The organism is Stutzerimonas xanthomarina DSM 18231 (assembly GCF_900129835.1).
Classification (GTDB): Bacteria; Pseudomonadota; Gammaproteobacteria; order Pseudomonadales; family Pseudomonadaceae; genus Stutzerimonas; species Stutzerimonas xanthomarina.
This window is the reverse complement of sequence record NZ_FQXA01000001.1, coordinates 361,664-387,423: the sequence shown is the minus strand read 5'-3', so window position 1 is coordinate 387,423 and position 25,760 is coordinate 361,664. Positions and strand designations below refer to the sequence as shown.

General features: G+C 62.2%; 23 protein-coding genes. 11 read left to right on the top strand and 12 right to left on the bottom strand.

The window, feature by feature from the left end; genetic code table 11:
- Positions 1-128 precede the first annotated feature (128 nt).
- Complete coding sequence (locus tag BUE09_RS01840; RefSeq protein WP_073299006.1) at positions 129-824, top strand: PqiC family protein; 696 nt, start codon at positions 129-131, stop codon at positions 822-824.
- Positions 825-1,045: 221 nt separating this feature from the next.
- On the opposite strand, the gene BUE09_RS01835 is transcribed toward BUE09_RS01840, so the two are convergent.
- Positions 1,046-2,566 (bottom strand): AhpA/YtjB family protein, encoded by a 1,521-nt coding sequence (locus BUE09_RS01835; RefSeq protein ID WP_073299005.1) that lies wholly within the window; start codon positions 2,564-2,566, stop codon positions 1,046-1,048.
- A 197-nt stretch (positions 2,567-2,763) separates the two neighbouring features.
- On the opposite strand from BUE09_RS01835, the gene serB reads away from it, so the two are divergent.
- Positions 2,764-3,978, top strand: coding sequence for a phosphoserine phosphatase SerB (gene serB, locus BUE09_RS01830; RefSeq protein ID WP_019340011.1), 1,215 nt, complete (start codon positions 2,764-2,766; stop codon positions 3,976-3,978).
- A gap of 51 nt (positions 3,979-4,029) precedes the next feature.
- Here the strand turns inward: serB and BUE09_RS01825 are convergent, their stop codons facing one another.
- The 6 genes from BUE09_RS01825 to BUE09_RS01800 all read right to left on the bottom strand — a co-directional run bounded on the left by BUE09_RS01825 (position 4,030) and on the right by BUE09_RS01800 (position 12,640).
- Positions 4,030-5,106: an NAD(P)-dependent alcohol dehydrogenase gene (locus BUE09_RS01825; protein ID WP_167369767.1), complete on the bottom strand. Its 1,077-nt coding sequence runs from the start codon at positions 5,104-5,106 to the stop codon at positions 4,030-4,032.
- 139 nt (positions 5,107-5,245) lie between these two features.
- A complete protein-coding gene (locus BUE09_RS01820; RefSeq protein ID WP_073299468.1) occupies positions 5,246-7,312 on the bottom strand; it encodes a GGDEF/EAL domain-containing response regulator in 2,067 nt (688 codons plus the stop codon).
- A gap of 61 nt (positions 7,313-7,373) precedes the next feature.
- Positions 7,374-9,200, bottom strand: coding sequence for a molecular chaperone (locus tag BUE09_RS01815; protein WP_073299003.1), 1,827 nt, complete (start codon positions 9,198-9,200; stop codon positions 7,374-7,376).
- A gap of 152 nt (positions 9,201-9,352) precedes the next feature.
- Complete coding sequence (gene asd, locus BUE09_RS01810) at positions 9,353-10,255, bottom strand: archaetidylserine decarboxylase (protein WP_073299002.1); 903 nt, start codon at positions 10,253-10,255, stop codon at positions 9,353-9,355.
- An 11-nt stretch (positions 10,256-10,266) separates the two neighbouring features.
- Positions 10,267-11,082 carry a rhodanese-like domain-containing protein gene (locus BUE09_RS01805; protein ID WP_073299001.1) on the bottom strand — a complete coding sequence of 272 codons (816 nt, stop codon included), beginning with the start codon at positions 11,080-11,082 and terminating at the stop codon, positions 10,267-10,269.
- Positions 11,083-11,125: 43 nt separating this feature from the next.
- Entirely contained in the window at positions 11,126-12,640 is a 1,515-nt protein-coding gene (locus BUE09_RS01800; RefSeq protein ID WP_073299000.1) for an HDOD domain-containing protein, read from the bottom strand.
- A 170-nt stretch (positions 12,641-12,810) separates the two neighbouring features.
- Between BUE09_RS01800 and motA the strand changes: the two genes are divergently transcribed.
- Entirely contained in the window at positions 12,811-13,662 is an 852-nt protein-coding gene (gene motA, locus BUE09_RS01795; RefSeq protein WP_073298999.1) for a flagellar motor stator protein MotA, read from the top strand.
- Between the two features lie 8 nt (positions 13,663-13,670).
- On the top strand, positions 13,671-14,681 hold the full coding sequence (gene motB, locus BUE09_RS01790) for a flagellar motor protein MotB (RefSeq protein WP_073298998.1): 1,011 nt from the start codon (positions 13,671-13,673) through the stop codon (positions 14,679-14,681).
- A 28-nt stretch (positions 14,682-14,709) separates the two neighbouring features.
- Here the strand turns inward: motB and rsgA are convergent, their stop codons facing one another.
- Entirely contained in the window at positions 14,710-15,741 is a 1,032-nt protein-coding gene (gene rsgA / locus BUE09_RS01785; protein ID WP_073298997.1) for a small ribosomal subunit biogenesis GTPase RsgA, read from the bottom strand.
- 127 nt (positions 15,742-15,868) lie between these two features.
- On the opposite strand from rsgA, the gene BUE09_RS01780 reads away from it, so the two are divergent.
- Both BUE09_RS01780 and orn read left to right on the top strand, forming a co-directional pair.
- Positions 15,869-16,678 (top strand): trans-aconitate methyltransferase, encoded by an 810-nt coding sequence (locus tag BUE09_RS01780; RefSeq protein ID WP_073298996.1) that lies wholly within the window; start codon positions 15,869-15,871, stop codon positions 16,676-16,678.
- A gap of 28 nt (positions 16,679-16,706) precedes the next feature.
- Positions 16,707-17,249 (top strand): oligoribonuclease, encoded by a 543-nt coding sequence (gene orn / locus BUE09_RS01775; protein ID WP_073298995.1) that lies wholly within the window; start codon positions 16,707-16,709, stop codon positions 17,247-17,249.
- Positions 17,250-17,501: 252 nt separating this feature from the next.
- Here orn and BUE09_RS01765 read toward each other — a convergent pair whose 3' ends face one another.
- The 3 genes from BUE09_RS01765 to BUE09_RS01755 form a co-directional block, all read right to left on the bottom strand.
- The gene (locus tag BUE09_RS01765; RefSeq protein ID WP_073298993.1) at positions 17,502-18,143 is read right to left on the bottom strand and encodes an oxidoreductase; all 642 of its coding nucleotides are present in this window, start codon (positions 18,141-18,143) and stop codon (positions 17,502-17,504) included.
- A 20-nt stretch (positions 18,144-18,163) separates the two neighbouring features.
- Positions 18,164-19,843 (bottom strand): C13 family peptidase, encoded by a 1,680-nt coding sequence (locus BUE09_RS01760; protein ID WP_073298992.1) that lies wholly within the window; start codon positions 19,841-19,843, stop codon positions 18,164-18,166.
- Between the two features lie 71 nt (positions 19,844-19,914).
- Positions 19,915-20,370 carry a MaoC family dehydratase gene (locus tag BUE09_RS01755; RefSeq protein ID WP_073298991.1) on the bottom strand — a complete coding sequence of 152 codons (456 nt, stop codon included), beginning with the start codon at positions 20,368-20,370 and terminating at the stop codon, positions 19,915-19,917.
- Between the two features lie 185 nt (positions 20,371-20,555).
- Between BUE09_RS01755 and BUE09_RS01750 the strand changes: the two genes are divergently transcribed.
- From BUE09_RS01750 to BUE09_RS01740, 3 genes are read left to right on the top strand one after another with little or no spacing between them, the layout of a single operon-like run.
- Positions 20,556-20,918, top strand: coding sequence for a CidA/LrgA family protein (locus BUE09_RS01750; RefSeq protein WP_073298990.1), 363 nt, complete (start codon positions 20,556-20,558; stop codon positions 20,916-20,918).
- Positions 20,919-20,923: 5 nt separating this feature from the next.
- Positions 20,924-21,634 (top strand): LrgB family protein, encoded by a 711-nt coding sequence (locus BUE09_RS01745; protein WP_172830751.1) that lies wholly within the window; start codon positions 20,924-20,926, stop codon positions 21,632-21,634.
- Positions 21,635-21,643: 9 nt separating this feature from the next.
- Positions 21,644-22,234 (top strand): LON peptidase substrate-binding domain-containing protein, encoded by a 591-nt coding sequence (locus BUE09_RS01740; protein ID WP_073298988.1) that lies wholly within the window; start codon positions 21,644-21,646, stop codon positions 22,232-22,234.
- 22 nt (positions 22,235-22,256) lie between these two features.
- Here the strand turns inward: BUE09_RS01740 and BUE09_RS01735 are convergent, their stop codons facing one another.
- Complete coding sequence (locus BUE09_RS01735) at positions 22,257-23,576, bottom strand: bifunctional DedA family/phosphatase PAP2 family protein (RefSeq protein ID WP_073298987.1); 1,320 nt, start codon at positions 23,574-23,576, stop codon at positions 22,257-22,259.
- Between the two features lie 245 nt (positions 23,577-23,821).
- On the opposite strand from BUE09_RS01735, the gene BUE09_RS01730 reads away from it, so the two are divergent.
- Together BUE09_RS01730 and nadD are read left to right on the top strand one after the other, a co-directional pair.
- Entirely contained in the window at positions 23,822-25,087 is a 1,266-nt protein-coding gene (locus BUE09_RS01730) for a glutamate-5-semialdehyde dehydrogenase (protein WP_073299467.1), read from the top strand.
- The gene (gene nadD, locus BUE09_RS01725; RefSeq protein ID WP_073298986.1) at positions 25,087-25,746 is read left to right on the top strand and encodes a nicotinate-nucleotide adenylyltransferase; all 660 of its coding nucleotides are present in this window, start codon (positions 25,087-25,089) and stop codon (positions 25,744-25,746) included. The genes BUE09_RS01730 and nadD overlap by 1 nt, the downstream gene beginning before the upstream one ends.
- Positions 25,747-25,760: the final 14 nt, after the last annotated feature.

The following is a 25,760-nucleotide window of genomic DNA, read 5'->3' as shown; positions in this document are numbered from 1 at the left end:
CGGCTGCAATCGCCGGCTGCGTCGCCGGCTAAAAAACAATCAGCGCGGTGGTTAGCGGTAAGTGACGGCTGCGGTGCGAACAGCTAGCCGCCTTGCGATTTCGCCCCAGCCCCGGTGCAAAGGTAGAGATGAACGTGCGACGCTTCACAACTTTTTTGCTACTTGCCTGTGCCGGCCTGGCCGGCTGTGTCACCCAACCCGTGCCGATGTATCGCCTCGACAACGGCAATGTGGAGATGCCAGCGCAAGCGGAAGATGGCGCTGCGGTCCTGTTGGGGCCGGTGAAGTTGGCCGATTATCTGCAGCACGACGCCTTGCTGCAGCGGCTTCCGGATGGGAGCCTCGCCGCTGATGACCAGCAGGCGCGCTGGGCGGGAAATCTGCAAGGCGACGTCAACCAGTTGCTGTTACGCCAACTGGCTTCACGTTTGAAGACCCAGAGCCTGGAGCTGAGCCCGGGCAGCAAGGGCTTCGACCCCGACATTCGTATCGAGCTTGAAATCACCCGCCTGGATTCTGGTCCGCAGCATCCGGCTGTGCTGGAAGCGCAGTGGCGCTTGCTGGACGGGCAGGGTAAACGGCAGAGCAGTCGTCTGGTTCGGTTGCAGGAGGAGCATCAGGGCAGCACAACCGATCAGGTGCGGGCGCAAAGCCGGCTTCTGCAGCGGCTTAGCGAAATGATGGCGAGCGCCGTAAAGCCGATAATGGTAGCCAAGACGCGCACCGGGCGCAGCGTCAGTAAAGCGCCGAGCAAACCGGAGGCGCCCCCGGCAATCCCCGCGGTAGAACCGATCAGAACCGACTTGGAAGTGTTTCGCTTCTAAGGGCGTTATGCCTGGATGAAAGAGCTTTCGCGGCCATCAGCCGCTCCTGCCATGTCGGGATCACGCCCGCGAAGCCAAGGGTGCGTTCGCGGCCATCGGCCGACTCCTACCCATGTCGCGACCACCCCCGCGAACCCAAAGGCCCTTTCGTGAGCACGGACTTACCGTAGGAGCGGGCCATGCCCGCGAACAATGCCGAGGCGCCTTTCGGTTCGTGGCCGTTAGCTACGGCTGCGCAGCTCGTGCATGCGAGCGAGCTGCCGCTCCAGTAGCGATGGGTAGGGTTCGAGCAGCCGCTCAACGCAGCAGGCGCCCTCTGGACTGGCGATGGGACGGATACGAGCGCGCTGGCGAATCAGGCTGTCGTCGCCAATCCCTCGTTCAACCAACAACAGGTTACGGCTGTGTTGGGACATGGCTAGCGCGGCTTGTGCTGGCTCGCTGAGCAGAAGGTCGCCCTGGCTCAGGTCATAAAGCCCTTCGCCTTGAGTGAGCCCAAGTTGCAGTTGCAAGGTGATGCCGCTATCGGCGACTTCGATCTGCAAGGCGTGGCCCAGCGCGCGCATCAGCTCGCCACAGCAAAGCGCATGGGTCAGGTAGTTCTGCTCATCGTCCTGGCTGTGGAAGAGCATCAAACTGCTGCCGTCGTTGAGCGTATGCAGTTCGGCCTGATACAGAGTCGAAGCCTGCTGCAGACAGTCGCTGTAGCGCTGCAGCAGCTCGGTCAGCTGTGCGCGTGGCAGGCGGCGCAGTTGCTCCTGAGCACCGAGCTGAATCGCCAGCACACCGCTTTTGCCAGTCGTGGCTGGCGCTGCGGGGGAGTGCGCTGCTGGGGTTGGGGCAGGCGCTGGCTGCGACTTGGGCTCATCGAATGAGTCATCGGTGGCATGATCTTCCGTCGGCAGGCTCCCAGCCGCATCGTCGAGATGGCTCCGAAGATCCGTGTCAGAACGTTCGTAGTTGTTGACCGGACCGGCGACAGGCACCTCGAAATGCGCCGAATAGAGATCCTCCATGCTGTCGTCCAGCTCGATTTCCGGCTCTGGCTTCTCGGGGACCAGGCGTGCCTGCAGCTGCCGCGCCAGTTCACCGATCTCATCTTGCCTGCCCGCACCGGGCGCCGGATCATCGGGGTCGCGCAACCACAGACGCAACTGCATCAAGGGGAGGGACAACTGCCGGCCAAGGCGCATGCTGAGCGTCAGCGTAAGCGCCAGCAGGATCAGGCTGAGCAAGCCCATGCTTTGCAGGCTGATGGTCATCGGCTGTTGGAATTGCTGCATATCGAGGCTGATGCGCAAGTGCCCCGCAATCACCTCCTGAAAACTGATGGGGGTGGAGTAAAGGCCTTCCTCATCACCCAGCAGATTTCGCTGCGGGCGCGCGCCGGACTCCGCCAGCACGCGGTTGTCGACGCTGTAGATCGCGGCGTGCGCCACCAGCGGGTTCTTCACCAGGTTGCTCAGCAGGACATTGAGACTGAGGATGTCGTTGGCGACCAGCAAATCCGTCGCCGAAGAGGCCGTCTGGGTGATCAGGCTTTGGCCGAGGGCATCGGCCTGCTGTTCCATGGCATGCTTGAACTGCATGCCCATGACCCAGGCGTAGATGATCAAGGCCAGCGCGACCAACAGTAGCGTGTGGCTGGCTACCCGCAGAACCAGCGGAACACGACGCTGGCGCAGTGCACGGTAGATCAGCAGGAAGAAATTGTCGGGTTTGACGGATGCGGGCCGGTTCACAGAGCGCGGCTCTACTCTTGAGGAAAGTGGCGCGCAGTATACGGAAAGCGCTGTGGGGGCTAAAGGTCATCGGTCAAAGCAGACGAATTGCAGGCGCGCCAAAGCAAATGTGGATTGGAAACTGGTGCGGTGAGGCAGCGTTCAGCGACAGTCCTGCTGTTATAGAATGCCCGTCTTCTTTACATGGGAGCTGCGCCTTGCGCGAAATCGTCCTGATTAACATCACTGGGGAAGACCGCCCCGGGCTGACCGCGGCAATCACCGGCGTACTCGCTCAAGGTGGTGTGAATATTCTGGATATCGGTCAGGCCGTGATCCACGACACCCTGTCGTTTGGCATCCTGGTGGAAATACCTGATACCGAACGTGCTTCTTCTGTCCTCAAGGACGTGCTGTTCATGGGGTATAAACATGACCAGCAGGTGCGCTTCACGCCCGTTGCGGAGGCAGACTACCAACAGTGGGTGGCCGGGCAGGGCAAGCCCCGGCACATCGTCACGCTACTGACCCGCAAGGTGACTGCCGAGCAGTTGCAGCGGGTTAGCTCGATCACTGCCAAGTATGGGCTGAACATCGATCACATAGATCGGCTGTCGGGTCGCCAGCCGCTGGATATGCCGGAGGAACTGGGCAAGGGCTGTATCGAATTTTCGGTTCGCGGCGAGCCTGCCGACACCGCTGCGCTGCGCGCAGAGTTTCTCAGTGTGGCGCAGGAGCTCAACGTCGACATCGCGTTTCAGCGTGACTCGGTTTTCCGGCGTAATCGCCGGCTGGCGGTGTTCGACATGGATTCGACGCTGATCGAGGCGGAAGTCATCGACGAGCTGGCCAAGGTGGCAGGGGTTGGTGATCAGGTGTCGGAAATCACCGAGCGCGCGATGCGCGGTGAGCTGGATTTCCGCGCGAGCTTCCGCGAGCGCCTGGCATTGCTCGAAGGTCTTGAGGAGCGCGCGCTGGCAGAGGTGGGTGCCCGGCTCAGGCTCACCGAAGGCGCCGAGCTGCTGTTCGCCGAGCTGAAGCGCCTCGGCTACAAGACCGCGATCCTCTCGGGCGGCTTCACCTATTTTGCCAAACAGCTGCAAGCCAGACTGGGCATCGATTACGTCTATGCCAACGAGTTGGAGATAGTCGATGGCAAGCTCACCGGTGTCGCTCAGGAGCCCATTGTCGACGCGCAGCGCAAGGCCGATCTGCTCCGCGAGCTGGCGGAGCGGGAAGGCTTGCGGTTGGAGCAGACCATTGCCGTCGGCGACGGTGCCAATGACCTGCCGATGCTCGGCTTGGCGGGGTTGGGTGTCGCCTTCAGAGCCAAGCCACTGGTCAAGCAGTCGGCCAAGCAGGCTATCTCGACATTGGGTTTGGACGGAATTCTTTACTTGCTTGGCTTCCGCGACCGTGAAGGAACGGAATAGCTGAGCTGGAAGCTAAGCGGTTGAGGCTTTAGCTTCCAGCTGCAGCTTGTCTTATGGCTGTATCGCCACCTTGAGCACTCCGTCGCGCTGATTGGCGAAGAGCTCATAGGCGCTGGTGATGTCGTCGAGGGCGTAACGATGGGTCACCAATGGTGCGAGGTCCACGCGCCCCGAGGCCACCACGTTCAGCAACCGCCGCATCCGTTCCTTTCCTCCCGGGCACAGTGAGGTCACGATCTTGTGGTCGCCGAGTCCGGCATGGAAGGCGCCAAGTGGAATGGTCAGGTCCGCTGAATACACGCCCAGGCTAGACAGCGTGCCGCCAGGCTTGAGCACGCGTAAGGCGCTCTCGAACGTTGCCTGCTGGCCAAGTGCTTCGATGGAGGCGTCGACGCCGCGGCCGCCGGTGAGCCGGAGGATTTCCTCCACCACATCCGTTTGCTTGAAATTCAACGTCACGTCAGCGCCCATTTGCCGCGCAATGTCCAGGCGTGCATCGACACCGTCGACGACGATGATCATCCCGGCACCTCGCAGACGTGCCCCGGCGGTCGCGCAGAGACCGATCGGCCCTTGGGCGAAGATGGCCACTATGTCGCCAATCTTGATCTTGGCCGCTTCGGCGCCGGCGAATCCGGTGGACATGATGTCCGGGCACATCAGCACCTGCTCGTCAGTGAGACCGTCAGGGACCGGTGCCAGGTTGCCCTGTGCGTCAGGGACCAGCACGTACTCGGCCTGGGTGCCGTCGATGGTATTACCGAATCGCCAGCCGCCCATCGGCTTATAGCCGTGGCAGGCGCAGCCGCCGTCCTGCGAGGCAAGGCCGTCCTGGCTCGCGTAGGAGGAAAAGTTCGGACAGATCGCTCCGGCGATGACGCGCTGACCCTCCCGGTAGCCCTGTACATTGCTGCCGAGCTTCTCGATCACGCCGACGGGTTCGTGACCGATGGTCAGGCCGGCGGCGACGGGGTATTCACCTTTGAGAATATGCACATCGGTGCCGCAGATGGTCGTGGTGGTGATACGGACAAGTGCGTCGTTGGGGCCGACGTCGGGGATAGGTTTGTCAACAAGCTCGATTCGACCGGGTTCGACGAACGCGGCGGCTCTCATCATGGTCATGATGCTTTCCTCGCAGACTAGGTCAGAGCACTCTAGTCCAGTCACAGCGGTCGAGGCTGACTGAGGTCAATTCCAGCGCGATTGCGCTGGGCGCGAGGTGAGGCGGTGCAGGCCGTCGCTGTGAAGCCGGCGCCGCGGAGAGTCAATCCTCGTCGGAAGAAAAGTCGTAGTCCATCGACTGGCTGGGGCCCTGTAGATATTGCCCCTGGATATAGCCGACACCTGCCTGCCAGAGCGTAGCCAGTACGGTAGCGCTGTCTACGAACGGCACAATGGTCTGCTTGGCCTGTTCATGGAGCTGTGCCAGGAGCTGTTTGAGCGCTTCCTGATTTTCCTGACGGCTCAGGTCCTGGGTATAGGAACCATCGATCTTCACGAAATCGACATTGAGGTGCTTGAGCGTATTGAGCGGATTCAGCACACAGCCGAACTGGTTCAGGGCGACGCGGCAGCCGAGCCCGGCAAGCCCCTGGGTGAGCGCCTTGGCTTGCCTCAGGTAAGCGACGGCGTCGTGCTCGTCAAGTTGGAAAACTAGCGAATCGGGTGGCAGCTTGGAGGCCTTGAGTGCGACCCCGAGCCAGCCAAGCAGTGATGGGTCCTGCAGGCTTGCCCCCGACAGGTGAACCATCAGCCGCGTGCTGTGGCCCTTGTTGCGGTGTTCGGCGAGCAGTTTGATTGAGTTGAGCAGCACCCAGCGATCAATCTTGGTAGCCAGCCCTGCCTCTTTCGCCGCATCGAGGAACTCGCCCGGCGGCACCTCGGTGCCTTCTGAATCGAGCAGGCGCAGTAGCACCTCATAGTGTTCGTGGCTATCACCGCGCAGGCTGATGATCGGTTGGAACAGCAGGCGGAAGCTGTTCCTTTCCAGCGCCTGCTGCAGCATGGCAAGGATGTTGCCGCGGCTGGCAGCGGCTGCAAGTTCGCGGGCCGGATCGTAGGTTCTCAGGGCGTTACCATCGGTCAGCTCTTCGGCGCAGCGGTGGGCGCGGTCAATCACGTCCCGCGCTTTCGCCGTTTGTTCGTCGAGGGCGGCGACGCCAATACTCAGGCTGGTCTGAACGGTGCGACCACCGACATCAAAAAGGTGTCCTTCGACCTTGCGTAGCAACTCGGTCAGAGGCTGCTCGAGCTGCTTTGGCGCCGCCTCGGGCATCAATACCGCGAACGCATCATCGCCGAAACGTGCCAGTTCGGCCTTCTCTGGGAATTGCGCGCGAAGCAGTTGCGCCAGTTCGGCCAGCAAGCGATCCGAGTCGCCGAGGCCGATCTCGGCTTGCAGGCTGGCGAAGCGATCAATGCGGATGTAGGCGAGGCTTGAGCTCTTTCCGGCATTCACGGCGCGCTCGATTGCGCCGTCCAGCGATTCCAGAAAATGGTTGCGGTTGTAGAGACCGGTCACCAGATCCTGGCTGCTGATCTCGCGCAGCTTTTCCAGTTCGGCATTGTCGCTCTCTGCCCGAATAACCGCCTGGATGCACGGCTCGCCATCGTAGCTGGCAGGCGAAAAATGCATGCGCGCCTTGAAGTTGCGGCCATCGGCGCGGATCCCGCCGCATGTCAGCTCGGCGCTGCCCTGCAGGCTCTGATAGTTCTTCAGAAAGCTTTTGAACTCGCCCTGATCGCAGGAAGCGATCAGGTCAATCATCGGCATGCCTTCGAGCTCTTCCACATCTTCGTAGCCAAACAGCTCGAGATAGGCGCGGTTGGCATAGATATGCATGCCGTCGTGGACATAGGCAATGGCATCTACCGAACTCTCCAGCAGCAGCTGGCAGCGCTTTTCGGCTTCACGTAATGCCAGTTCGGCGGAACGGCGCGCGCGGCGCTCCTCGAGGTTTGCCAGCTCTCTGCTTGCGACCAGGACCAGCCATTCGTCCTCGCCCTGCGGCAGTGCGCCCTGTGCACCCAGGGTCAGGGCTTCGGTAATCGCATCCGTATCGTTACCGTTGATCAACTGGATGACCGGAATATCCTTGGCTTGCTTGCGGATAGCGCCGATGACTTCGCTAGGATCGAGGTTGGCGCTGGTCGGTGCATTGATCAGCAGATCCCAGGTCTGCTGCAGCACATCGGCCAGGTCTTCACTGGAGGTCAGGCGATGAACGCGCGTCGCCTGGCCTGCGTTGCGAAACAGGCTGACCAGTCGCTCAGCTTCATTCTGCGAATCCTCGAGGATCAGCAGGCGGATGGTTTTCGTTTGCGGGGCCATGGCAGCAGCTTTGGAACGCACCATAGAGGGGCGTGGAGGCTAAAAAACGGTGATCGGCAATCTACAGCGTGTTCCAGAGCGAGTCAAAATCTTCACCCCGTGAGGTCGCCCGGGTGCCCCGCGCTGTGATCAACGTCTCTTGGGTGGCGGCGGTGAGGCCGACCAACTGATACTCGAACTGGTTATAACTGCTGGTGCCCGCTTGCCGACGGCAGAGCATTGCGCGGTGTTCGTCGCCGTTCTGGTTGATCTGCACCTTCTGGCCTTCCTGGAATGGCAGGCGAGGAACGATCAGCGTAGCCGGACGCGAGATCACGGTGATTTCCGGTAGGAGCAGGGCCCGCAGGTATTCACTGCCCTGATCGGTCTTGCGCAGGAGGCGAAGCCCGCAGGGCTGTGCCTGGGGGGCGATGAGTTCAACCCCCATCTGCGGGCCGCTACCACGAACCTGGCGGACCCAGCGCACCACTGCGACGCTCCAGGTCTGGCTGCTGGCGTCCTGCAGGCCGAGCAGCTCGCCTGCCTGAAGTTGTGCCGGCACTTCGCCCGGCCACGACAGGCAATAGCCGCCTGGGCTCTGGTCGACCCGTTGCACTTCGAAGGTGGGAAACAGACTATCGGCTGCAGGTTGTGCAGCCTCATCATCGTCGCTCGCCTTGGTTGATGCGGTAACAGGGCGAACGAACTCAATAGGGGCCTCGTCTGGAAGTCGCTCTTCCTCCACGACGATTTGGGCGTCGAACGCCACGGACCAGACGTCAGGTGCGGCATTGTTCAGCTTGAATACGGCGGATCGAGTCGCGTCAGGACGTTTTAGTAGTTCGCCGAACGGACGCTGGCCAGCAAGGTTGTAATGCAACGCGCTCATGCCGATACACAGGGTCATCGAGCCTTGTGTCGGGGCGCGTTGAAAGCTGCGCTCGGAAATGTCCCCCCAGGCGGCAGTCAGATGCTGCAACAGATCCGGGTTCAGCCCTTCGGGAATGGCCAGCGCTTTAGTCTCGGAGGCCTCTGTGGGTGACTGCAGGTGGGACTGGATAGCTTTGACCAGATCATGCGGATCGATGCCGAGCAGATCGGGGCGGGCACTGGCGGGATACATCGATCGATAGCGCGGTGGACCATCGATACGCGGGGATACGCCGAACAGGCTGGTTGGGCCCAGCCCTGCCTGCAGATGGACCAAGGCGCTCCAGGGCTCGAGCAGTTGCGCAAGTTGGCCGATACCTTGCTGGCGCATCTGGTTGCAGCGCGCGCTGCCCAGCATCAGCGCAACGATATAGCTCTGTTCCGTGCTGAGGCCGGCGACCCGATAGCACAAGTCGTCATGTACCAGAGTGCGGTGTATGTCGTTTGTGGCGGCTATCGCGTAGAGCTGGTGCAGTTCCAGCCACAGGCCATCGGGCGTGGGGCTGTAGAGCTGAGTGGAGCGCACGAGCATGGCGCAGAGGCTGCGGATTGCCCGCTGCAGCGCAATGGTGAGCAACTGCAGGCGGTCGCGTCCAGTCTGTGGGACCAGCTCGGCGGAGATCAGTTTGTAGCCGATGGCGAGGTGGTTGTTCAGTGCCTGACACAGGCTGGCGACCTTGCGTGGGCGTTCGCCGAGCACGATAGGCTGGTTGATGAAGTAGCGTTCCAGCTCCCGGCAGACGAAGTGGATTTCCGGTCGTAGCAGCTCGAGCAGCTGCAGCCGGTTTGTGGCCGGTGTGCGCAGCTGATTGAGTTCGCGCATGGCCTGATACAGCTGTCGCGCGGTCTCGCCAAGGTTCGCCTTGGGCAGGCCGGCAAGCCACCGCTTGACGCCGCGCGCGCTGGGTTCGCAGAAAGATAATTCCTGGCAATCCGGCGTCGGCACGCGTAACAGCAATGGCTGGCTCTGGTTATCCAAGCGTTAAACTCCGTGGCATGCCCGCAGGCATACCACCAGCGGCGGCGATGGGCTTCGCGAGCTGCCATGCCGTGATATCAAAATGCAATCGTCACGGTCAATCATAGCGAACCCGTAGCAATTGGCCAGCGCCAGCCGACCGCTGGCGGGTGTCAGAGCGAAGGCGAGTCCGATGCCGGCGCCGCGATGTCGCCCGCCGGCTTGGCTTGGCCCAGCCCCTCCCCCATGCTGACCGGTGCCAGCGCCGACAGTTGCTCGGCCCAGCTGATCCGGTCGGGTCCAAACAGCAGAATCACGGTGGAGCCGAGCTTGAATCGACCCAATTCCGCGCCTTTCTCCAAGTGGATGGGCGCTCGTGCTGCTTCGTCATAGTGAAAGGTCTTGAGCGTGCGCTTGGGCGGCGTAACCAGGCCGGCCCACACGGTCTCGATGCTGGCGACGATCATCGCGCCGACCAGCACCATGGCCATCGGCCCGTGCTCGGTATCGAACAGGCAAACCACGCGCTCATTGCGGGCGAACAGTTCCGGGACACCTTCGGCGGTGACTGTGTTTACCGAGAAGATGCGGCCCGGTACGTAAACCATTTCTCGCAGGGTTCCAGCCAGCGGCATATGCACCCGATGGTAGTCCTTGGGCGACAGGTACACGGTGGCGAAATCACCCCCCATGAAGGGCGCGGCACGTTGGTGGTCGCCGCCGAGCAGCTCCATCACGCTGTAGCTGTGGCCCTTGGCTTGAAAGATTCGCCCTTGCTCGATTTTGCCGAGCTGGCTGATGGCGCCGTCGCAGGGATTGAGGATCGCCCCTGGGGTCGGGTCGAGCGGGCGGGCGCCGTCTTTCAGCGCGCGGGTAAAGAACGCATTGAAATGTTCGAAAGCAGTCGGCTCTTCGATCTGTGCTTCGTGCATCGGCACGCCGAAATGGCGAATGAAGGCCTTGATGAAGGTGTTCTTCACCCAGGGCAGGCGGCACTCGGCGAGGCAGCCGGCGAGGCGCGAAATCAGGTGATGCGGCAGCAGATACTGGATGAATACAAACAAGCGATCTTTCATGGATGACCTTTTCATTGCTGGATCGGGGTGTCAGGCAGATTGCCCCATTCGCCCCAGGAACCAGGGTATCCCTTGACGCGCGGATAGCCCAATGCCTTGGCCAGCAGGTAGGTGAAGCCGGAGCGGTGATGCGTCTGGCAGTGGGTAATGATTTCCTTGTCGGCGGTGATGCCGAGTGCTTCCAGCCGTTCAGCGATGTCTTCGCGGATGCGCATGGCGCGTGCCGGGTCCATGGCTGCGGTCCACTCGAAGTTGATTGCGCCGGGAATGTGCCCCGCGCGTGCTGCGAGCACTTTCTCGCCGCGATACTCTTCCGGCGAGCGCGCATCCCAGATCACCAGGTCGGCCTCACCGAGCCGGCTTTCGAGATACTCGCGGGTCGCGCTAGGGGTTTCGTCCAACTGTAGGGGGACCGAGCCGCCTGCAGCGGCAGGGCTGTCCTGCGACAGGGGGCGCTGTTCTGCCAGCCAGGCGTGCAACCCGCCGTTCAGGTAGTGGTAATTGGAATGGCCGATGACATCCAGCAGCCAGATGAAGCGGCCGGCCCAGCCTCCGCCTTCGTCGTCGTAGACCACATAGACAGCGTCGGCACGATGCCCCAGCGCGCCAAACAGTGCTTCCAGCTGAGGTTTGCCTGGCAGTTGCCCCGGCGCCGGTGGTTGGCCGAGCTGAGTCTGCTTGGGATCGACGAAGCGAGCGCCAGGCACGTGGCCCTCGGCGTAGCGGGCCGCACTGGTAAGGTCGACCAGAATCAGCTCGGGCGCATTCAGGCGCTCGGCCAGAACGGCCGGTTCGATTACCAGCGGCAGGGTGGAAAAGGCGGACACGGCAAGCCTCGAACGGACGGAAAGGAGCAGTCTAGCGAAAAAATCAGCGGGCGCGTTTGCTGAACGTCGTCAGGGCGCGCTCGATGCACTGGACCGTCTTGGTGAAGGCCTGCAAGCCCATCTCGCTGAATGCAGTGTTGTTCTGATCGACCACCAGCAGCATCACCACGCGATCATCCAGACCGACGGAGCGCAACAGCACGTGCTCGCTGGGGAACAGCGCTTTCAGCGCGCCAGGCAACAGCGCAGTGAATTGGGCGAGATTATCCGGCTTGAGCCGCAGTAACGCTGGCTTTTCCAGCAGCCTGTGCAACACCTGGCTTTGCTCGGGTTCCAGCGACAGCCGGTTTGCCTCGTTTGGCAATCCGCTGGCTTGCTGAACGACCAGACGGTGCTGCTTGCGATCTACCAGCAGCACCAGTACGCGCTGCATGCCCGAGCACGTCAGCGCTTTACAGGCTGTCGCGGTGAGTTGCAGTACATTGTCAAATGGGCAAGGGACGCTGAGCAGCTCGCGGCAATGTTCGCGCCATTGGGCCAGGGTTTCGGTGTCCGGCAATTTCGCCGCCTTTTCTACCTGGAATGTGCTTTCCCAAGGCCAGAGCAGCCCTTGGGCCGGATGCCAGAGATCGGTTGGCCCGATCGCTCGGGCACTGATGGCCGCTTGCTGATGGGTCATCTGCTGCAATTCGGCGAGAGGGACCTGCAGGTAGAGGCCGGCGAGCCGCTGCCAGCGCAGGCTGTGAATGCCACTCCAGCTGTGGTGTGCCGAAAGCGCCAGACCGTTTGCAAGCACGATGGTGTTGCTCGGCAAGGTGAGCCAGCGGCGCAGCGCAGGGTCGGCGTCGAGCATCTGTTGCTGATGCAACGGATGTTCATTATCGCGGGCGATGTGCAGTGCTTTGATCAGCATGCGCCGATGCTCGTTGAGAAGCCGGTAGCCTTGGGCGATCCAGCGCGGCAGGCCCCAATGTTCGGCGGTGGCGATACACAGCTCAAGCAACGAGACGCCAAGCAATGACTGTTCGACCTGGCGAGCGGGCTCGTGCTTGACCAGGACGCGCTGCTCCCAGATTTCCAATAGCTCCGGGTGCGCGGCAACCAGCGCCCACACGGGTGAAAGGAACAGCAGACTGCTCCAGTGAATTTCCTGCCAGAGCCGCGCCAGGCGTGAGGCGAATAGCCCGTTAGCCTGCTGGCTGGCGTGGCTGCTGATCAACATCAGCTGCCGCAAGGGCGCCGGAATATCGTTTGGCTGAGCGGCTGGCACCTTGGCGAACAGAACTTCGGCGCGCTTCAGCCCGATACGGCTAAGCGCAACCTCAAGGCTCTCGGCCGGTTTGCTGGTTGATGCTGCGCTGCGGTTGGCCTCGCGGATCACCGTGAGTGCCAGGGCAGGGCTTTCCTGAATGAGGTCTGAAATCTCGCGCATAGATAGGCTGCTGTCGCCCAGCGCCTGTTGAACACGTGCATAGCGGCCGGCGGCCGCCGGCAGGACAACGGCGTCCAAGGTCTTGAGCCAGGCGCCAAGCGAGCGGGGGAGTGGTGTCGTAGTCATGGCGCCGCCAAACTAGCATTTCATCGGGATGGCCTTTAGTCTGGCGCAAAAGCTCCGATAACCAGAACAATTCTTTTCATTTGCCCTTCCGCCTGACCCCAATCGAGTTCGTGCGACATCGCGCGGCTTGTTTCAGGTGCCCTGAGATCAGGTTTTAGACGTACCTACCTATGGCAAAAATAATCGGCATTATCGTGGTAATCGCCAGCGTCCTTGGCGGTTTCATCCTGTCCGGCGGCCACGCTGCCGCGCTCATCCACCCGTTCGAGGTGATGATCATCGGTGGTGCCGCATTGGGTGGCTTCCTACAGGCGAACCCCGGGAGCACGACCAAGATCGTGTTCAAGAAGTCGCTGCAGATGTTCAGCAACCGTTTCACTCACAAGTACTACCTGGAAGTGCTGGGGCTGCTCTACGAGATCCTCAACAAGAGCCGTCGTGAGGGCATGATGGCCGTCGAGGCCGACATCGAAGAGCCCGCAGCCAGTCCGATATTCAGCAAGTACCCGGCAATCCTGAAGGACGAGCGGATGACCGCCTTCGTCTGCGATTACCTGCGCATCATGTCGTCCGGCAACATGGCGCCGCACGAGCTGGAAGGGCTGTTCGACATGGAGCTCAACGGCCTCAAGGAAGAACTTGAGCATCCGTCTCACGCCGTGGCGAAAGTTGCTGACGGCTTGCCGGCGATGGGGATCGTGGCTGCGGTGCTGGGCATCGTCATCACCATGTCGGTGCTGGCGTCGGCTACCAACGCCGAGATCGGGGAGAAGGTCGGTACGGCGCTGGTCGGTACCTTCCTCGGCATCCTCGCCTCCTACGGCTTCTTCGGCCCGCTGGCGGCGGCGCTCGAGCACGATGCCAAGGAGGAGCTGAATCTGTATGAGGGCATCAAGGCGACACTGGTCGCCTCTGCTTCGGGGATGCCGCCGACGCTGGCCGTGGAATTCGGCCGCAAGGTGCTGCTGCCAGCACACCGTCCAAGCTTCGCCGAGCTTGAACAAGCAGTGCGTGGCAGCTAACCGCACCCATGGACAATACCCAGCCAATCATCGTCAAGCGGATCAAGAAGGTCGCTGCAGCCCACCACGGTGGCGCCTGGAAGATCGCCTTCGCCGACTTTGCGACCGCCATGATGGCGTTCTTTCTGGTGATGTGGCTGATGTCTTCGGCCACGCCCGAACAGAAGCGAGCCATTTCCGGTTACTTCCAGGACCCCATCGGTTTCACCGAGAGCGCGAGCCCGCACGTCATCGATCTCGGCGGTACGCCTACGCCATCGCCGGACCGCACCCTTAATGAGGAGGTTGATCCAGCGATCCAGCAGAGCGAATCGAGGATGGATGCCGATCAGGCGGAAACCTTCGCCGACCAGTTGGAGCGTGAACGTCTCGAACTGCTGCTTCAGGAGTTGCAGAACAAGGTTGATGAGAATCCCGAGCTGACGCGCTTCAAGGACCAGATCCTGTTCGAGATCACCCAGGACGGCTTGCGCATCCAGATCATGGATGCGGCCAACCGACCCATGTTTGCCCTGGGCAGCGCCCAGCTGCAGCCGTACTTCGAAGACATTCTGCTGGCGATGGCCGACACCATTCGTGCGGTGCCGAACAAGATCAGCATCAGCGGTCACACCGATGCCAAGCCTTATTCAGGACATGGCGATTTCGGCAACTGGGAGCTGTCGGCCGGGCGCGCCAACGCGGCTCGGCGCACGCTGGTTGCTGGCAGCTATCCAGACGAGCAAATTGCCCGGGTAGTGGGCTATGCCTCTTCGGCCCTGTTCGATAGACAGGACCCGCTGAATCCCGTCAACCGCCGCATCGATATCCTGGTGTTGACCAAGAAAGCGCAGCGTGACATCGAAGGCGAGCAGTCAGATGCGACGGGCGAGGGTGCGACCTCGGAGCCGCCATCTACAGAAGATGTATCGGCGCCCTCGGCTGCACCGCCCGACCCGCTGCAAGCGCCGCAGTTGCGCGAGCGGCTGAATATTTTCGAAGATGGCGTGCTGCAATTCGACCAGCCCGGCGGTAACTGAGCCGGCAGTTCACCCTGCCGTCAGCGCATCAGTAGTCGGCTTCCGGCAGACTGCTGATGATATGTCGGTAGCTGGCCATACGTTGAGGCTGGATCTGTCCCTGCTCCAGTGCCTTGAGCAAGGCGCAGCCTGGCTCGCGGTCATGCTTGCAGTCGCGGAAGCGACAGTGACCCAGCAACTCCTGGAACTCGATGAAACCCGCTTCGACATCAGAACGGCTTACGTGGCCCAGGCCGAACTCACGAATACCTGGGGAGTCGATCAGCTCGCCACCGCCGGGGAAATGAAACAATCGCGCGGTCGTGGTGGTATGCGTACCTTTGCCGGTCATTTCTGACAGCGCGCCCACTCGGGTGTCGATACCGGGCAAAAGGCTGTTCACCAGCGACGATTTGCCCACCCCGGACTGGCCGACAAATACGCTGACGTGCCCGTCGAGGCGCGCTTGCAGCGCTTCCATGCCCGCGCCGTCATGTGCAGACACTTCCATCAGCGGGTAACCCAGGGTGCGGTAGACCGCCAGCAGGGCGTTGAGCGCACCTTCATTCTGCGCATCGATCAGGTCTGCCTTGTTCAGCAGCAGCAGCGGCGTGATCCCTGCATGCTCGGCTGCGATCAGATAGCGATCGATGAGGTTGGCATGGGGTTCCGGCAACGGCGCGAACACGATCACGATCAGATCGACGTTGGCAGCCACCGGTTTGAGCTGGCCGCGTGTGTCAGGCCGGCAGAGTTCGGATTGGCGCGGCAGCTGCGCGACGATGACGCCGATGCCCTGGTTGCCCGGACGCCAGACCACCCGATCGCCGGTCACCAGCGCCGGCAGGTTTGCGCGTAGGTGGCAGCGGAACACCTGACCGCAGTGCTCGCCTTCCTGAGCCTCGACTTCGACCTGCACGCCGAAGTGGGCAATGACCAGACCGGTCTGCTCCGGGCCGAGATCGCCGCCCTCGAGTTCTTCCACCGCGCGTGATTCACGCCGCGCCGCGCGAGTGGCGCGTTCTTCCTGGATCTTCTCGATGCGCCAGCTTTGCCGGCGGTTGAGTTGGCGTTTGGCCATTGCGTGCGGTGCCCAGGTATTAAAGGAGGGCGAGTCTAACATGCCGGTGAGTACACGCTGCGGGCCTGTTTTTGCTGGGCTTCCGGCCGGTAGACTAGCCAGCCTCTACTGCTGGCGGCGAGCGCCCATGCCTGTCTCCTCACTTACGCGTCACCCCGCCTTGCTGGCGTTGCTCAGCCAACTGCTGTCGCTGCTGCTGTGCTGGCTGTTGCTGCTCGCGTTGGCGCGGTTTCTGGGCTGGCACCTGAGCCTGTTGGGGGCCGCTTGTCTGCAAGGCGCGCTTGCTGCGTTGATCGGTCAGCGCCTCGGGCTGTCGCGCTGGTGGCTGCCGATCAATTTTGGTTTCGTGCCGGGGTTGGTGCTTTTGCAGGACCATGCACTGCCACCCTGGTTGCTGCTGGTCGGCTTTATGATCTTGCTGATGTTGAACTGGAATGCCATGACCGAGCGGGTGCCTCTGTATCTCACCGGCTCCGCAGCCGAGCATCGGCTGGCGCATCGGCTTGCAGCGCTGCCCGACGGCTTCAGTTTCATCGATCTGGGCAGCGGGCTCGGCGGGACCCTGTTGCGGCTGGCGCGGCTTTATCCGTCGGCACGTTTCGTCGGCGTCGAAACGGCGCCGCTGACCTTTGTATTGTGCTGGTTGCGCTGCTTGTTCCAGCGCAACTGCCAGGTGCGTTTTCGCAGCTTCTGGCGCGAGCCGCTCGCTGGTTACGATGTGGTCTATTGCTTTCTTTCGCCTGCACCCATGCCGGCGTTGTGGCAGAAGGCGCGGACTGAGATGAGCCCGAACGCGCTGTTGATCAGCAACAGCTTCGACGTGCCTGGCGTTGAAGCGCAGGAAACCCTCGCCATCGATGACTGGCGGCATTCACGCCTGCTGATCTGGCGGCCCGGTGCAGTCGCGCAACCTGACGGCTACTCCGCGAGCGGCTAAACTGCGCGCCACGCCTAAGGAGTTCACCATGCAGAACCCACAAAACCTCATCTGGATCGACCTGGAAATGACCGGTCTGGACCCGGACAACGACGTCATCATCGAGATGGCCACCATCGTTACCGACAGCCAGCTCAACGTGCTGGCTGAAGGACCGGTTATCGCCATCCATCAGAGCGATAAAATCCTCGCCGGCATGGACGAGTGGAACACACGTCAACATGGCGGTTCCGGCCTGACTCAGCGGGTGCGCGACAGCCAGATCTCTACCGAGAAAGCCGAGGCTCAGACGCTGGCGTTTCTCGAACAGTGGGTGCCGAAAGGTAAGTCGCCTATCTGTGGAAACAGCATCTGCCAGGATCGGCGCTTCCTTTATCGCCGCATGCCTCGCCTGGAAGCCTACTTCCACTACCGCAACCTGGATGTCTCGACGCTCAAGGAATTGGCGGCGCGCTGGGCGCCAGAGGTGCTGGCTGGCTTCAAGAAGGGCGGCACGCATCTGGCGCTGGATGACATCCGCGAGTCGATTGCCGAGCTGCGCCATTACCGCGAGCACTTCATCAAGAGCTAAAAGACGATAACAGCGCTGCAAGCTGGAGGGTTGCGAGGAAAAAGTAGCTTGAGGCTGGCAGCCAAGCGAAGAGCAGTTGCTGGGTCCGACCCGCTGAAAGCTCGACGACGCCGAGAGTATCGACTCGCCTCTGGCCTCCGGCGATTAGGTTCGCGGGCATGGCTCGCTCACACGTGAGCGACGTGATGCCGCCCCGGATTGTGTAGGGGCGGCCCATGGTCATGAAAGTCTCCCGCCTATGTGTCTATGTGCCTATCTGCCCAGCCGCCTCAACTCGTCCGACTCGACCACCCGCGTACCTTCGGCTTCCTCCAGTGCCAGCCGCCAGAGCGCACGCGCCAGGATGCAGGCCGAGATCCCGCGGTATTTGCCTGGCAACAGATAGGAGAGCGGGGCGGTCAGGCGCTCGACCGGCCGCACCTCCATGCGCGGGCCGAGCAGCTGCGAAGGCCGCACGATGGTCAGCTGCGGCCAGCCCTGCGCGCGTAGCGCCTGCTCCATCTCACCTTTGACCCGACAGTAAAAAATCGAGCTGTCTGGGTCGGCGCCCAGCGAGCTGATGACCAGCAGGTGCCGCGCGCCCAATTCCCGGGCGCGTCGGGCAAAGGCGACAACCAGATCATGGTCGATGGCGCGAAAGGCTTCCTGGCTTCCGGCTTCCTTCAGCGTGCTGCCCAGGCAGCAGAACGCGGTGTCGATTTCGCCTGAAAGCTGCGCCAGCAGCGTCTGCAGCGGGCCAACCGGGTTCTCGAGCCGCGGGTGCGCAGCCAGCTGCTTGCGGCTGGGGGCGAGCACGCGCTCCACTGTGGGTTCGTTGAGCAGGCGGTCGAGCAGGTGCTCGCCGGTGAGCCCGGTGGCGCCGGCAAGCAAAATACGCTGTGGCGTCAAATACATGGTTTGGCTTCCTGTAACGATCAGTCAGATGGCGCTGGCTGCTGTTTGCTCAGCGCCCGCCAGTGTTCGACAACCTGCTCGGGTGCCCATATCTGCGGCTCCGAAGCCTGATAGTGGTCGGCTTGTTCCCGTTCGGCAACCCTCGCCTGTGCCAGCGTGAATGCCTGCACAATATCTGGCGTTGCCTGCAAGGCCTCGGTGAATAGGGCGCGGCCGAAGTAGGTGAAGTCGCTCTCCTCGGAGCAGCCGAACGACACCCGGTCGGCACGAGCTGCGGTAATAACAAGCGTGTTCGGGCTTTTCAGGGGCTCGATAAAACCGCCGGAATAGCAGGCCGAGATGACTACGACCTTGTTGCGTTCGGCGAGTGGCTGCATCAGCGCAGCCAGGTCTGTGGCTGGCAGATCTTCCAGAGCCAGTCGGGGCTGGGTCAGTAACAGCTGATGGTCGGCCGAGCCGTGACTGGTCAAATAGATGAAGATCAGGTCTTCCGGGCCGCTGCGCTCGGCCAACCGGGCAACCGCGCGCGAGAGGTTTTCGCGCGTTGCCAGCGGCCGATCAGTGAGATGGTCGCGGTGGTTGACGAGGCTTATCTGGCCGCGGGCGGCGAAGCGGTCGGCCAAGAGATTGTCGACATAGCCGACTTCGCGCAGAAACACGCTCTGCTGGCCATCACCGGCAAGGGTCAGGCTATACAGCTCGGCAGCCGGGGTTGATGGCGGCACCGCATCAAGGGCGTCCTTCAGCAGCTGCCCCTGGCGCAGCAGGCCGATCTCCAGCGGGTCGGCGAGGGGCCTGCCTTGAGCATCCTGGCTTAGACGTCCGGCTCGCCAGGTGCCGCTCCGTTGAGTGCCGTCAGCGAGAAACAGGGTGCCGGTGCCATTGAATTGGCCATCACGAAAACCACCTGTGTAGCGGTCACCACCTGGCTGCCGGAGGTCACCTTCGCCGTGGTACTGCCAGCGTTTGAAGTGTCCGCTGTAGTGCGTGCCGTCAGCACCGACATAGTCGCCCTTGCCGCTCAGTTCGCCGTCGTTGAATTCGCCATTCCAGACATTGCCGGCAGCATCTTCGTAGCGGCCCTGGCCATGGAAGAGGTCGTCCTTGAACTGGCCCAGGTAGTGCTCGCCGTCGTTGCCGCGGTAAAGGCCGTCGCCGCTGAGTCGGCCGTCGGTGAAGGTGCCGGTGAAGACGCCGCTGGCGTCGCTGCGGGTGCCCTCGCCATCGGGCTGGCCACTGACAAACGCGCCTTCGTAGCTGATGCCGTCTGCCTCCTGCAGCTTGCCAGCGCCGTGGTAGAGGCCATCCTTGAATGCGCCTTCATAGCTCAGGCCAGGCTCGCTGTAGCGGCCCGTGCCGTTGAGGCTTCCCTGCTCGAAATGCCCTTCGTAGACGCCGCCGGTGGCGTAGCTGAAGCGACCTGGGCCATTGAACAGCCCGTGTCTGAAGCCGCCTTCGTAGCGATCGCCATTAGCGCCTTGCCAGATGCCCTGGCCGTGCCACTGTCCGTCGGTGAATGATCCGAGGTAATAGCTGCCGTTGGGGTAGTCGATACGCCCTTCACCCTGCAACAGGCCGTCGATGACCTCGCCCCGGTAACGACCACCATCAGGCAGCACAGCGTCGGCGGGCAGCAACGGCTCGCCATCGCCGCACGCGGTCAAAAAACAGGCGAACAACAGTGGAACGAGGTGGCGCATGCGGCTATCCAGAGGGCTGACGCCGCAGTATGCCGCAAACTCAGCGGGCTGCGACAACTGTGCCCGTCTGGTCAGACCACGCAGAGCGCCAGGGTCTCGGCAATGTAGGCAGGTTTTTCCACACCTTCGATTTCCATCACGGCCCGCGATTTGAGCAGCCACTGGCCGGGATTCTTCTCGTAGGCGTCGAGTAATGTCGCTGCGACGCGAACCCGCGAACCGACCCGGACCGGCTGGATGAAGCGCAGGCTGTCGAGCCCGTAGTTGACGCCCATTTTGGTTCCTTCAGGGCGAATCATCAGTTCATCTATCAGCATCGGCAACAGCGACAGCGAGAGGAATCCGTGCGCGATGGTCCCGCCGAACGGGGTCTGCGCGGCCTTTTCTGGGTCGATGTGGATGAACTGGTGATCACCCGTGCAGTCGGCGAACTGGTCGACGCGCTGCTGATCGACGGTGAACCATTCGGAGCGGCCCAGCTCTTTGCCAATGTAGTCCTTGAGTTCTGCTACGGGTACTTGCGGCATATATATCCTCCGGCGTTTGTTGTTTTGGTTCGGACGTGGCGCAACGCTAGATCAGCATGCAGTTGATGACGAATCAACCAAGCATGGCCCGTGCGAATGGCACGCCATAGGCTGGATCGGGAGCTGTTGCGGGTGTCGTTGTGGCGAGAGGCTTATAATCGCGCTCCTTTGCTCTGGAGGCTTCCATGCTGCTACGCGGACTAACCTGGCTGCTGCTATTTCAATTGCTCGGCACTGCGCTCAACGTAATGGTGCTGCCGATGTTGCCGGGGCCGATCATCGGCCTGTTGTTGCTGTTCGTGGCGTTGTTGGCTCGCGGACAAGCGAGTGAGTCGTTGCAGGTCGCCGCGAGCAGTCTGTTGCGTTATCTACCCCTGTTGCTGGTGCCACCCGCCGTGGGCGTGATGGCGTACACCGAGGCGATTCTCGAGGATTTCTGGGCCATCGTCGGCGTGCTGGTGCTCTCGCTGGTGGTGTCACTGGTGTTCACCGGCTGGCTGATGCAGACGCTGATTCGCCGTCAGCAGCGCAAGGCAGGTCGCGCATGATCGCGATGCAGTGGCAGGCGGCCTGGGGCGCCGTCATTCATCATCCCCTGTTTGGCGTGGCGATCACGTTGACGGCTTTCCAGCTGGCCTACGCGGCCTACGAAAAGACCCGCTGGGTATTCCTGCAGCCAGTGCTGGTGTCGATGGTGGTCGTGGTCGGTACGCTTGTGCTTTGCGGCCTGAGCTATGAGGAGTACCGCGACAGCGCCCAGATGCTTACCGTGCTCCTCGGGCCAACTACGGTGGCGCTTGCAGTGCCGCTGTACCTGAATCTGCGGCGGATCCGCGAGCTGTTCGGCCCGATCATGCTCACCCTGCTAGTCGCCGGCGTCGGCGCCACGGCGCTGGGTATGGCGCTGGCCTGGGCTTTTGGTGCCGACCAGATGATCCTGATGACCCTCGCGCCCAAGTCGGTTACCTCGCCTATCGCCATGCTGGTGGCCGAGCAGATTGGCGGCGTGGTGGCGCTGGCCGCGGTCTTCGTGATGATCACGGGGATTATCGGTGCGATCATCGGCCCGGAACTGTTGCGCAGGTTTGGCGTTCAGCATCCTGCCGCCCGAGGCATGGCGCTGGGTCTGACTGCGCATGCGGTCGGCACCGCCCAGGCGCTGCAGGAAGGTGATGAGTGCGGCGCCTTTGCGGCGCTGGCGATGAGCCTGATGGGTGTGATGACCGCGGTGCTGCTGCCCTTGGCCGTGCTGATGCTGTCGTAAGGAGTTTGAATGAAGCTACCGTTGTTTCCGCTCGATACCGTGTTGTTTCCTGGGTGCACCCTTGATCTGCAGCTCTTCGAGGCGCGTTATCTGGATATGGTCAGCAGTTGCCTGAAGGCCGGGCATGGCTTCGGTGTGGTGCGCCTGATCGAGGGTAGCGAGGTGGGGTTGGCGCCGAGCGAATATGCCCTGACGGGTTGTGAAGCGCTGATCCGCGATTGGCAGCAGCGGCCTAACGGCCTGCTGGGGATTCGTGTCGAAGGCGGTCGTCGTTTCGATGTGTTGTCGGCCGAGGTTCAGCGTGATCAGCTGACCATTGCTGAGATCAACTGGCGCGACGAGGGGGACGACCTGCCGCTGAGCGATGAGCATCTTGATCTGGCTATTCTGCTGGAAGCGCTCGGTCAGCATCCGCTGGTCGAGGCGCTGGGGATGGGCAGCGCCGCGCAGGGGCAGCGCTCGCTGGCGCATCAGCTGGCTTATCTGTTGCCGTTTCGGCCTGATCAGAAACTCGACCTGCTGCAACTGGACGATCCTGAACAGCAATTACAGTCCATCCAGCGCTGGCTGGAGCAGTTGCAAGGGGATTCGTCCGAATAGCAGCGGCACCCGACGTTACATACTACTGATAGCGATACAGCTGCATGGCGCCTGGCAACGCCCAGATCGCAAAGGCGCCGATCAGCCCCAGGGTGGCCGGCAGGATCAGCCACCATATTTTCGGCGACAGTGCCGTCATCGGCGCGCGCCATTGCACAAGGGTCAGGCTGGCGGCGCAAACACTTGCCGCCAGCACCGCGCCCGCGATGACATCGGTTGGCCAGTGCACGCCCAGGTAAACCCGCGACAACGCAATCGCGGTGGCCGGCAATGCACCCAGCAACACCCAGGCCAGGCGCATGCGCGGCGGCTGCCCGCGGCCGGCGAGAACCCCCAGGGTGAGAAAAAAAGCGAATGCCGCCGAGCTGTGACCACTGGGGAAGCTGTAACTGTGCAGTGGCTCTAGCAGGATTTCCGGCCGGATCCGGCCGAAGGTCGCTTTCAGTGCGCCGTTGGCCAGTGAGGTGCCCAGCAGTGTGAGAATGGCGAAAGCGGCTGCGCGCGCCTGTTTCGTGGCAAGCAGCAAGAGGCTCAGCAGTACGGCTGCCCACAGCTGGGTGTGGAAATCTCCGGCTCGTGTGACCACGACCATGAAGCGATCGAATACTGGGCTGCGCTCGCCCTGAACGACCGCCATCAGCCCTTCATCGAATTCCACCAGATAGGGCCAACCGATGAACAGTCCGATCAGGACGGCTGCGCTGAGGCCAGCAGCAAGCGGAGTAACCCAGCGCATCTGATGCAGACTGCCATGCACTACGCCGCCGATAAGCAGGAGCAAAGCGGCGGTAACGAAGCCCGCTTCGCTCCAGAAGCCCTCCGGCAATGGCAGCCGCACCGCCGCTCCCGCCGCCCAGCCGGGCAGCAGATAGGCCATCGACCAGCCTGCTGCAGCGATCAGGCTGACCAGCAGAAAGCGCCCGAACGGCATGTCGAGCATGCCGGCGGTTACCGGCAGCATGGGCCGCAGCGGACCGATGAAACGTCCAACCAGTAGGCTGGCGATGCCATAACGTTCGAAGTACACCTCGGCGCGGTTCAACCATTCCGGATGGTCGCGAAGGCCGCGGATGCTGCGGATATTTTGGTGGTAACGGCGGCCCAGTCCGTAGGAGAGCAGGTCACCGAGCAAACCCCCGGCGTAACCCAGCAGTAACGTCTCACCGAGACTGAGCACGCCACTGCCGGCGACTACCGCAATGGCAAATACCAGCACCGTGCCAGGCATCAGCAAACCGACAATGGCGAGGCATTCGAGGCAGGCAACGACAAACAGGCTAAGGCCAAGCCACTGAGGGTTTTCAGCCAGCCAACTGGAGAGTGCGGTGAGCCATTCCGGCATGGGTGTTTTTTCCTTGGTTCGAGACGCTTCGACCCGACATCTGGCGCGCGGGTTTCAACCGTCTGGTCATGATAACGCTGGCGAAAGCCTCGAATGCTTGCCGCGCGACCGGCAAACCGCGCCTCGTTGGGGCAGAGGCGCGCCTGCAGTCGAGCGCTTTACAGCCATTCGCCCGGCGCCGCTGTGCGTGGAGCGCGCGGGTGGCTATAATCAGCCGCTTTCCCTTCAGTCAGGCCAGCCAGACCATGACCGAGTCCGTACTCGATTACATGACCCGCCTCGGTCGCGCCGCGCGCGAGGCGTCGCGCGTGCTTGCGCGTGCCACCACCGCGCAGAAGAACCGGGCCTTGCAAGCCGCTGCCGCCGCGCTCGATGCGGCGCGCGAGGAACTGGTCCGTGCCAATCGTGAGGACCTCGAGGCCGGACGTGCCAATGGTCTCGACGAGGCGATGCTTGATCGTCTGGCCCTGACACCGGCACGCATCGACGACATGATCGAGGGGCTGCGCCAGGTCGCAACCCTGCCTGACCCCATAGGCGAAATCCGTGATATGCGCTACCTGCCTTCCGGCATTCAGGTCGGCAAGATGCGCGTGCCGCTGGGTGTGGTTGGCATCATCTACGAGTCACGGCCCAACGTGACCATCGATGCGGCCAGCCTGTGTCTCAAGTCGGGTAACGCCACGATTTTGCGTGGCGGCTCGGAAGCGATCCATTCGAACCAGGCGATCGCCCGTTGCATTCAGCTGGGCCTGGCCGAGGCCGAACTGCCCGCTGCCGCAGTGCAAGTTGTTGAGACCACCGACCGCGCCGCTGTTGGCGCATTGATCACCATGCCGGAATACGTAGATGTGATCGTGCCGCGCGGTGGCAAGGGGTTGATCGAACGCATCAGTCGCGATGCCAAGGTGCCGGTGATCAAGCATCTGGATGGCATCTGCCACGTGTTCATCGATCAGGCGGCTGATCTCGACAAGGCCATTCGCATCGCCGACAACGCCAAAACACAACGCTATGCGCCCTGCAATACCATGGAGACGTTGCTGGTTCACGCATCCATTGCGGCACGTGTACTGCCACCGCTGACGGCAATCTATTGCGAAAAGGGCGTTGAACTGCGTGGATGCCCACGGACCTGTGAACTGCTCGGTAGCCATGTGTTGGCTGCGAGCGAAGAGGACTGGTCGACCGAATACAACGCGCCGATCCTGTCGATTCGCATCGTCGATTCTCTGGATGAAGCCATCCAGCACATCAACCGCTACGGCTCGCAGCACACCGACGCGATTGTCACGGAAAACTTCACCGATGCGCGGCGCTTCATCACCGAGGTCGATTCGGCGTCGGTGATGGTCAACGCCTCCACTCGTTTTGCCGACGGCTTCGAGTACGGCCTGGGAGCTGAGATCGGTATTTCCACCGATAAGCTGCACGCCCGTGGTCCGGTCGGTCTGGAAGGTCTGACCAGTGAGAAGTACGTGGTATTTGGCGACGGCCACGTGCGTACTTGATGAGGGCAACCGGCACTCCTCGGCGCATCGGCCTTCTCGGCGGCACCTTTGACCCGGTGCATATCGGGCATTTGCGTGGCGCGCTGGAAGTAGCCGAAATAGTCGGGCTCGACGAGGTTCGTCTGGTGCCCAACTACCGGCCGCCGCACCGTGAGGCGCCGAACAGCTCCGCGCAGGATCGCTTGACCATGGTTCGGCTGGCGGTGCAGGACCTGGCTCCGCTTTCGGTCGATGCACGCGAGCTGGAACGTGACAAGCCGTCTTATACCGTCGACACGCTGGAGTCTCTGCGTGCCGAGCTGGGTCATGACGATCAGGTGTTTCTCATCGTCGGCTGGGATGCGTTCTGCGGGCTTCCCAGCTGGCATCGCTGGGATGAGCTGCTCGATCATTGCCACATTTTGGTCATGCAGCGGCCGGACGCCGACAGCGAGGCGCCGGAAGCGCTGCGCGATCTGTTGGCTGCACGCAGCGTGAGTGACCCGCTGACGCTTGCAGGCGGCGGGGGGCAGATCGCCTTCGTCTGGCAAGCCCCGCTAGGGGTATCGGCAACACGAATTCGTCAATTTCTGGCCAGCGGCCGGTCGGTGCGTTTTCTCGTACCCGACGCCGTACTGGCTTATATCAACGCGCACGGACTGTACCGGGCGTCGAACTGAGGTTGTTTCACACT

Bases quoted from the DNA above. Each gene is read 5' to 3' on its own strand.
- BUE09_RS01840 (WP_073299006.1), top strand. From the start codon at position 129: ATGAACGTGCGACGCTTCACAACTTTTTTGCTACTTGCCTGTGCCGGC.
- BUE09_RS01820 (WP_073299468.1), bottom strand. From the start codon at position 7,312: ATGGCCCCGCAAACGAAAACCATCCGCCTGCTGATCCTCGAGGATTCG.
- asd (WP_073299002.1), bottom strand. From the start codon at position 10,255: ATGAAAGATCGCTTGTTTGTATTCATCCAGTATCTGCTGCCGCATCAC.
- BUE09_RS01800 (WP_073299000.1), bottom strand. From the start codon at position 12,640: ATGACTACGACACCACTCCCCCGCTCGCTTGGCGCCTGGCTCAAGACC.
- motA (WP_073298999.1), top strand. From the start codon at position 12,811: ATGGCAAAAATAATCGGCATTATCGTGGTAATCGCCAGCGTCCTTGGC.
- motB (WP_073298998.1), top strand. From the start codon at position 13,671: ATGGACAATACCCAGCCAATCATCGTCAAGCGGATCAAGAAGGTCGCT.
- rsgA (WP_073298997.1), bottom strand. From the start codon at position 15,741: ATGGCCAAACGCCAACTCAACCGCCGGCAAAGCTGGCGCATCGAGAAG.
- BUE09_RS01780 (WP_073298996.1), top strand. From the start codon at position 15,869: ATGCCTGTCTCCTCACTTACGCGTCACCCCGCCTTGCTGGCGTTGCTC.
- orn (WP_073298995.1), top strand. From the start codon at position 16,707: ATGCAGAACCCACAAAACCTCATCTGGATCGACCTGGAAATGACCGGT.
- BUE09_RS01765 (WP_073298993.1), bottom strand. From the start codon at position 18,143: ATGTATTTGACGCCACAGCGTATTTTGCTTGCCGGCGCCACCGGGCTC.
- BUE09_RS01760 (WP_073298992.1), bottom strand. From the start codon at position 19,843: ATGCGCCACCTCGTTCCACTGTTGTTCGCCTGTTTTTTGACCGCGTGC.
- BUE09_RS01755 (WP_073298991.1), bottom strand. From the start codon at position 20,370: ATGCCGCAAGTACCCGTAGCAGAACTCAAGGACTACATTGGCAAAGAG.
- BUE09_RS01750 (WP_073298990.1), top strand. From the start codon at position 20,556: ATGCTGCTACGCGGACTAACCTGGCTGCTGCTATTTCAATTGCTCGGC.
- BUE09_RS01745 (WP_172830751.1), top strand. From the start codon at position 20,924: ATGCAGTGGCAGGCGGCCTGGGGCGCCGTCATTCATCATCCCCTGTTT.
- BUE09_RS01740 (WP_073298988.1), top strand. From the start codon at position 21,644: ATGAAGCTACCGTTGTTTCCGCTCGATACCGTGTTGTTTCCTGGGTGC.
- BUE09_RS01735 (WP_073298987.1), bottom strand. From the start codon at position 23,576: ATGCCGGAATGGCTCACCGCACTCTCCAGTTGGCTGGCTGAAAACCCT.
- BUE09_RS01730 (WP_073299467.1), top strand. From the start codon at position 23,822: ATGACCGAGTCCGTACTCGATTACATGACCCGCCTCGGTCGCGCCGCG.
- nadD (WP_073298986.1), top strand. From the start codon at position 25,087: ATGAGGGCAACCGGCACTCCTCGGCGCATCGGCCTTCTCGGCGGCACC.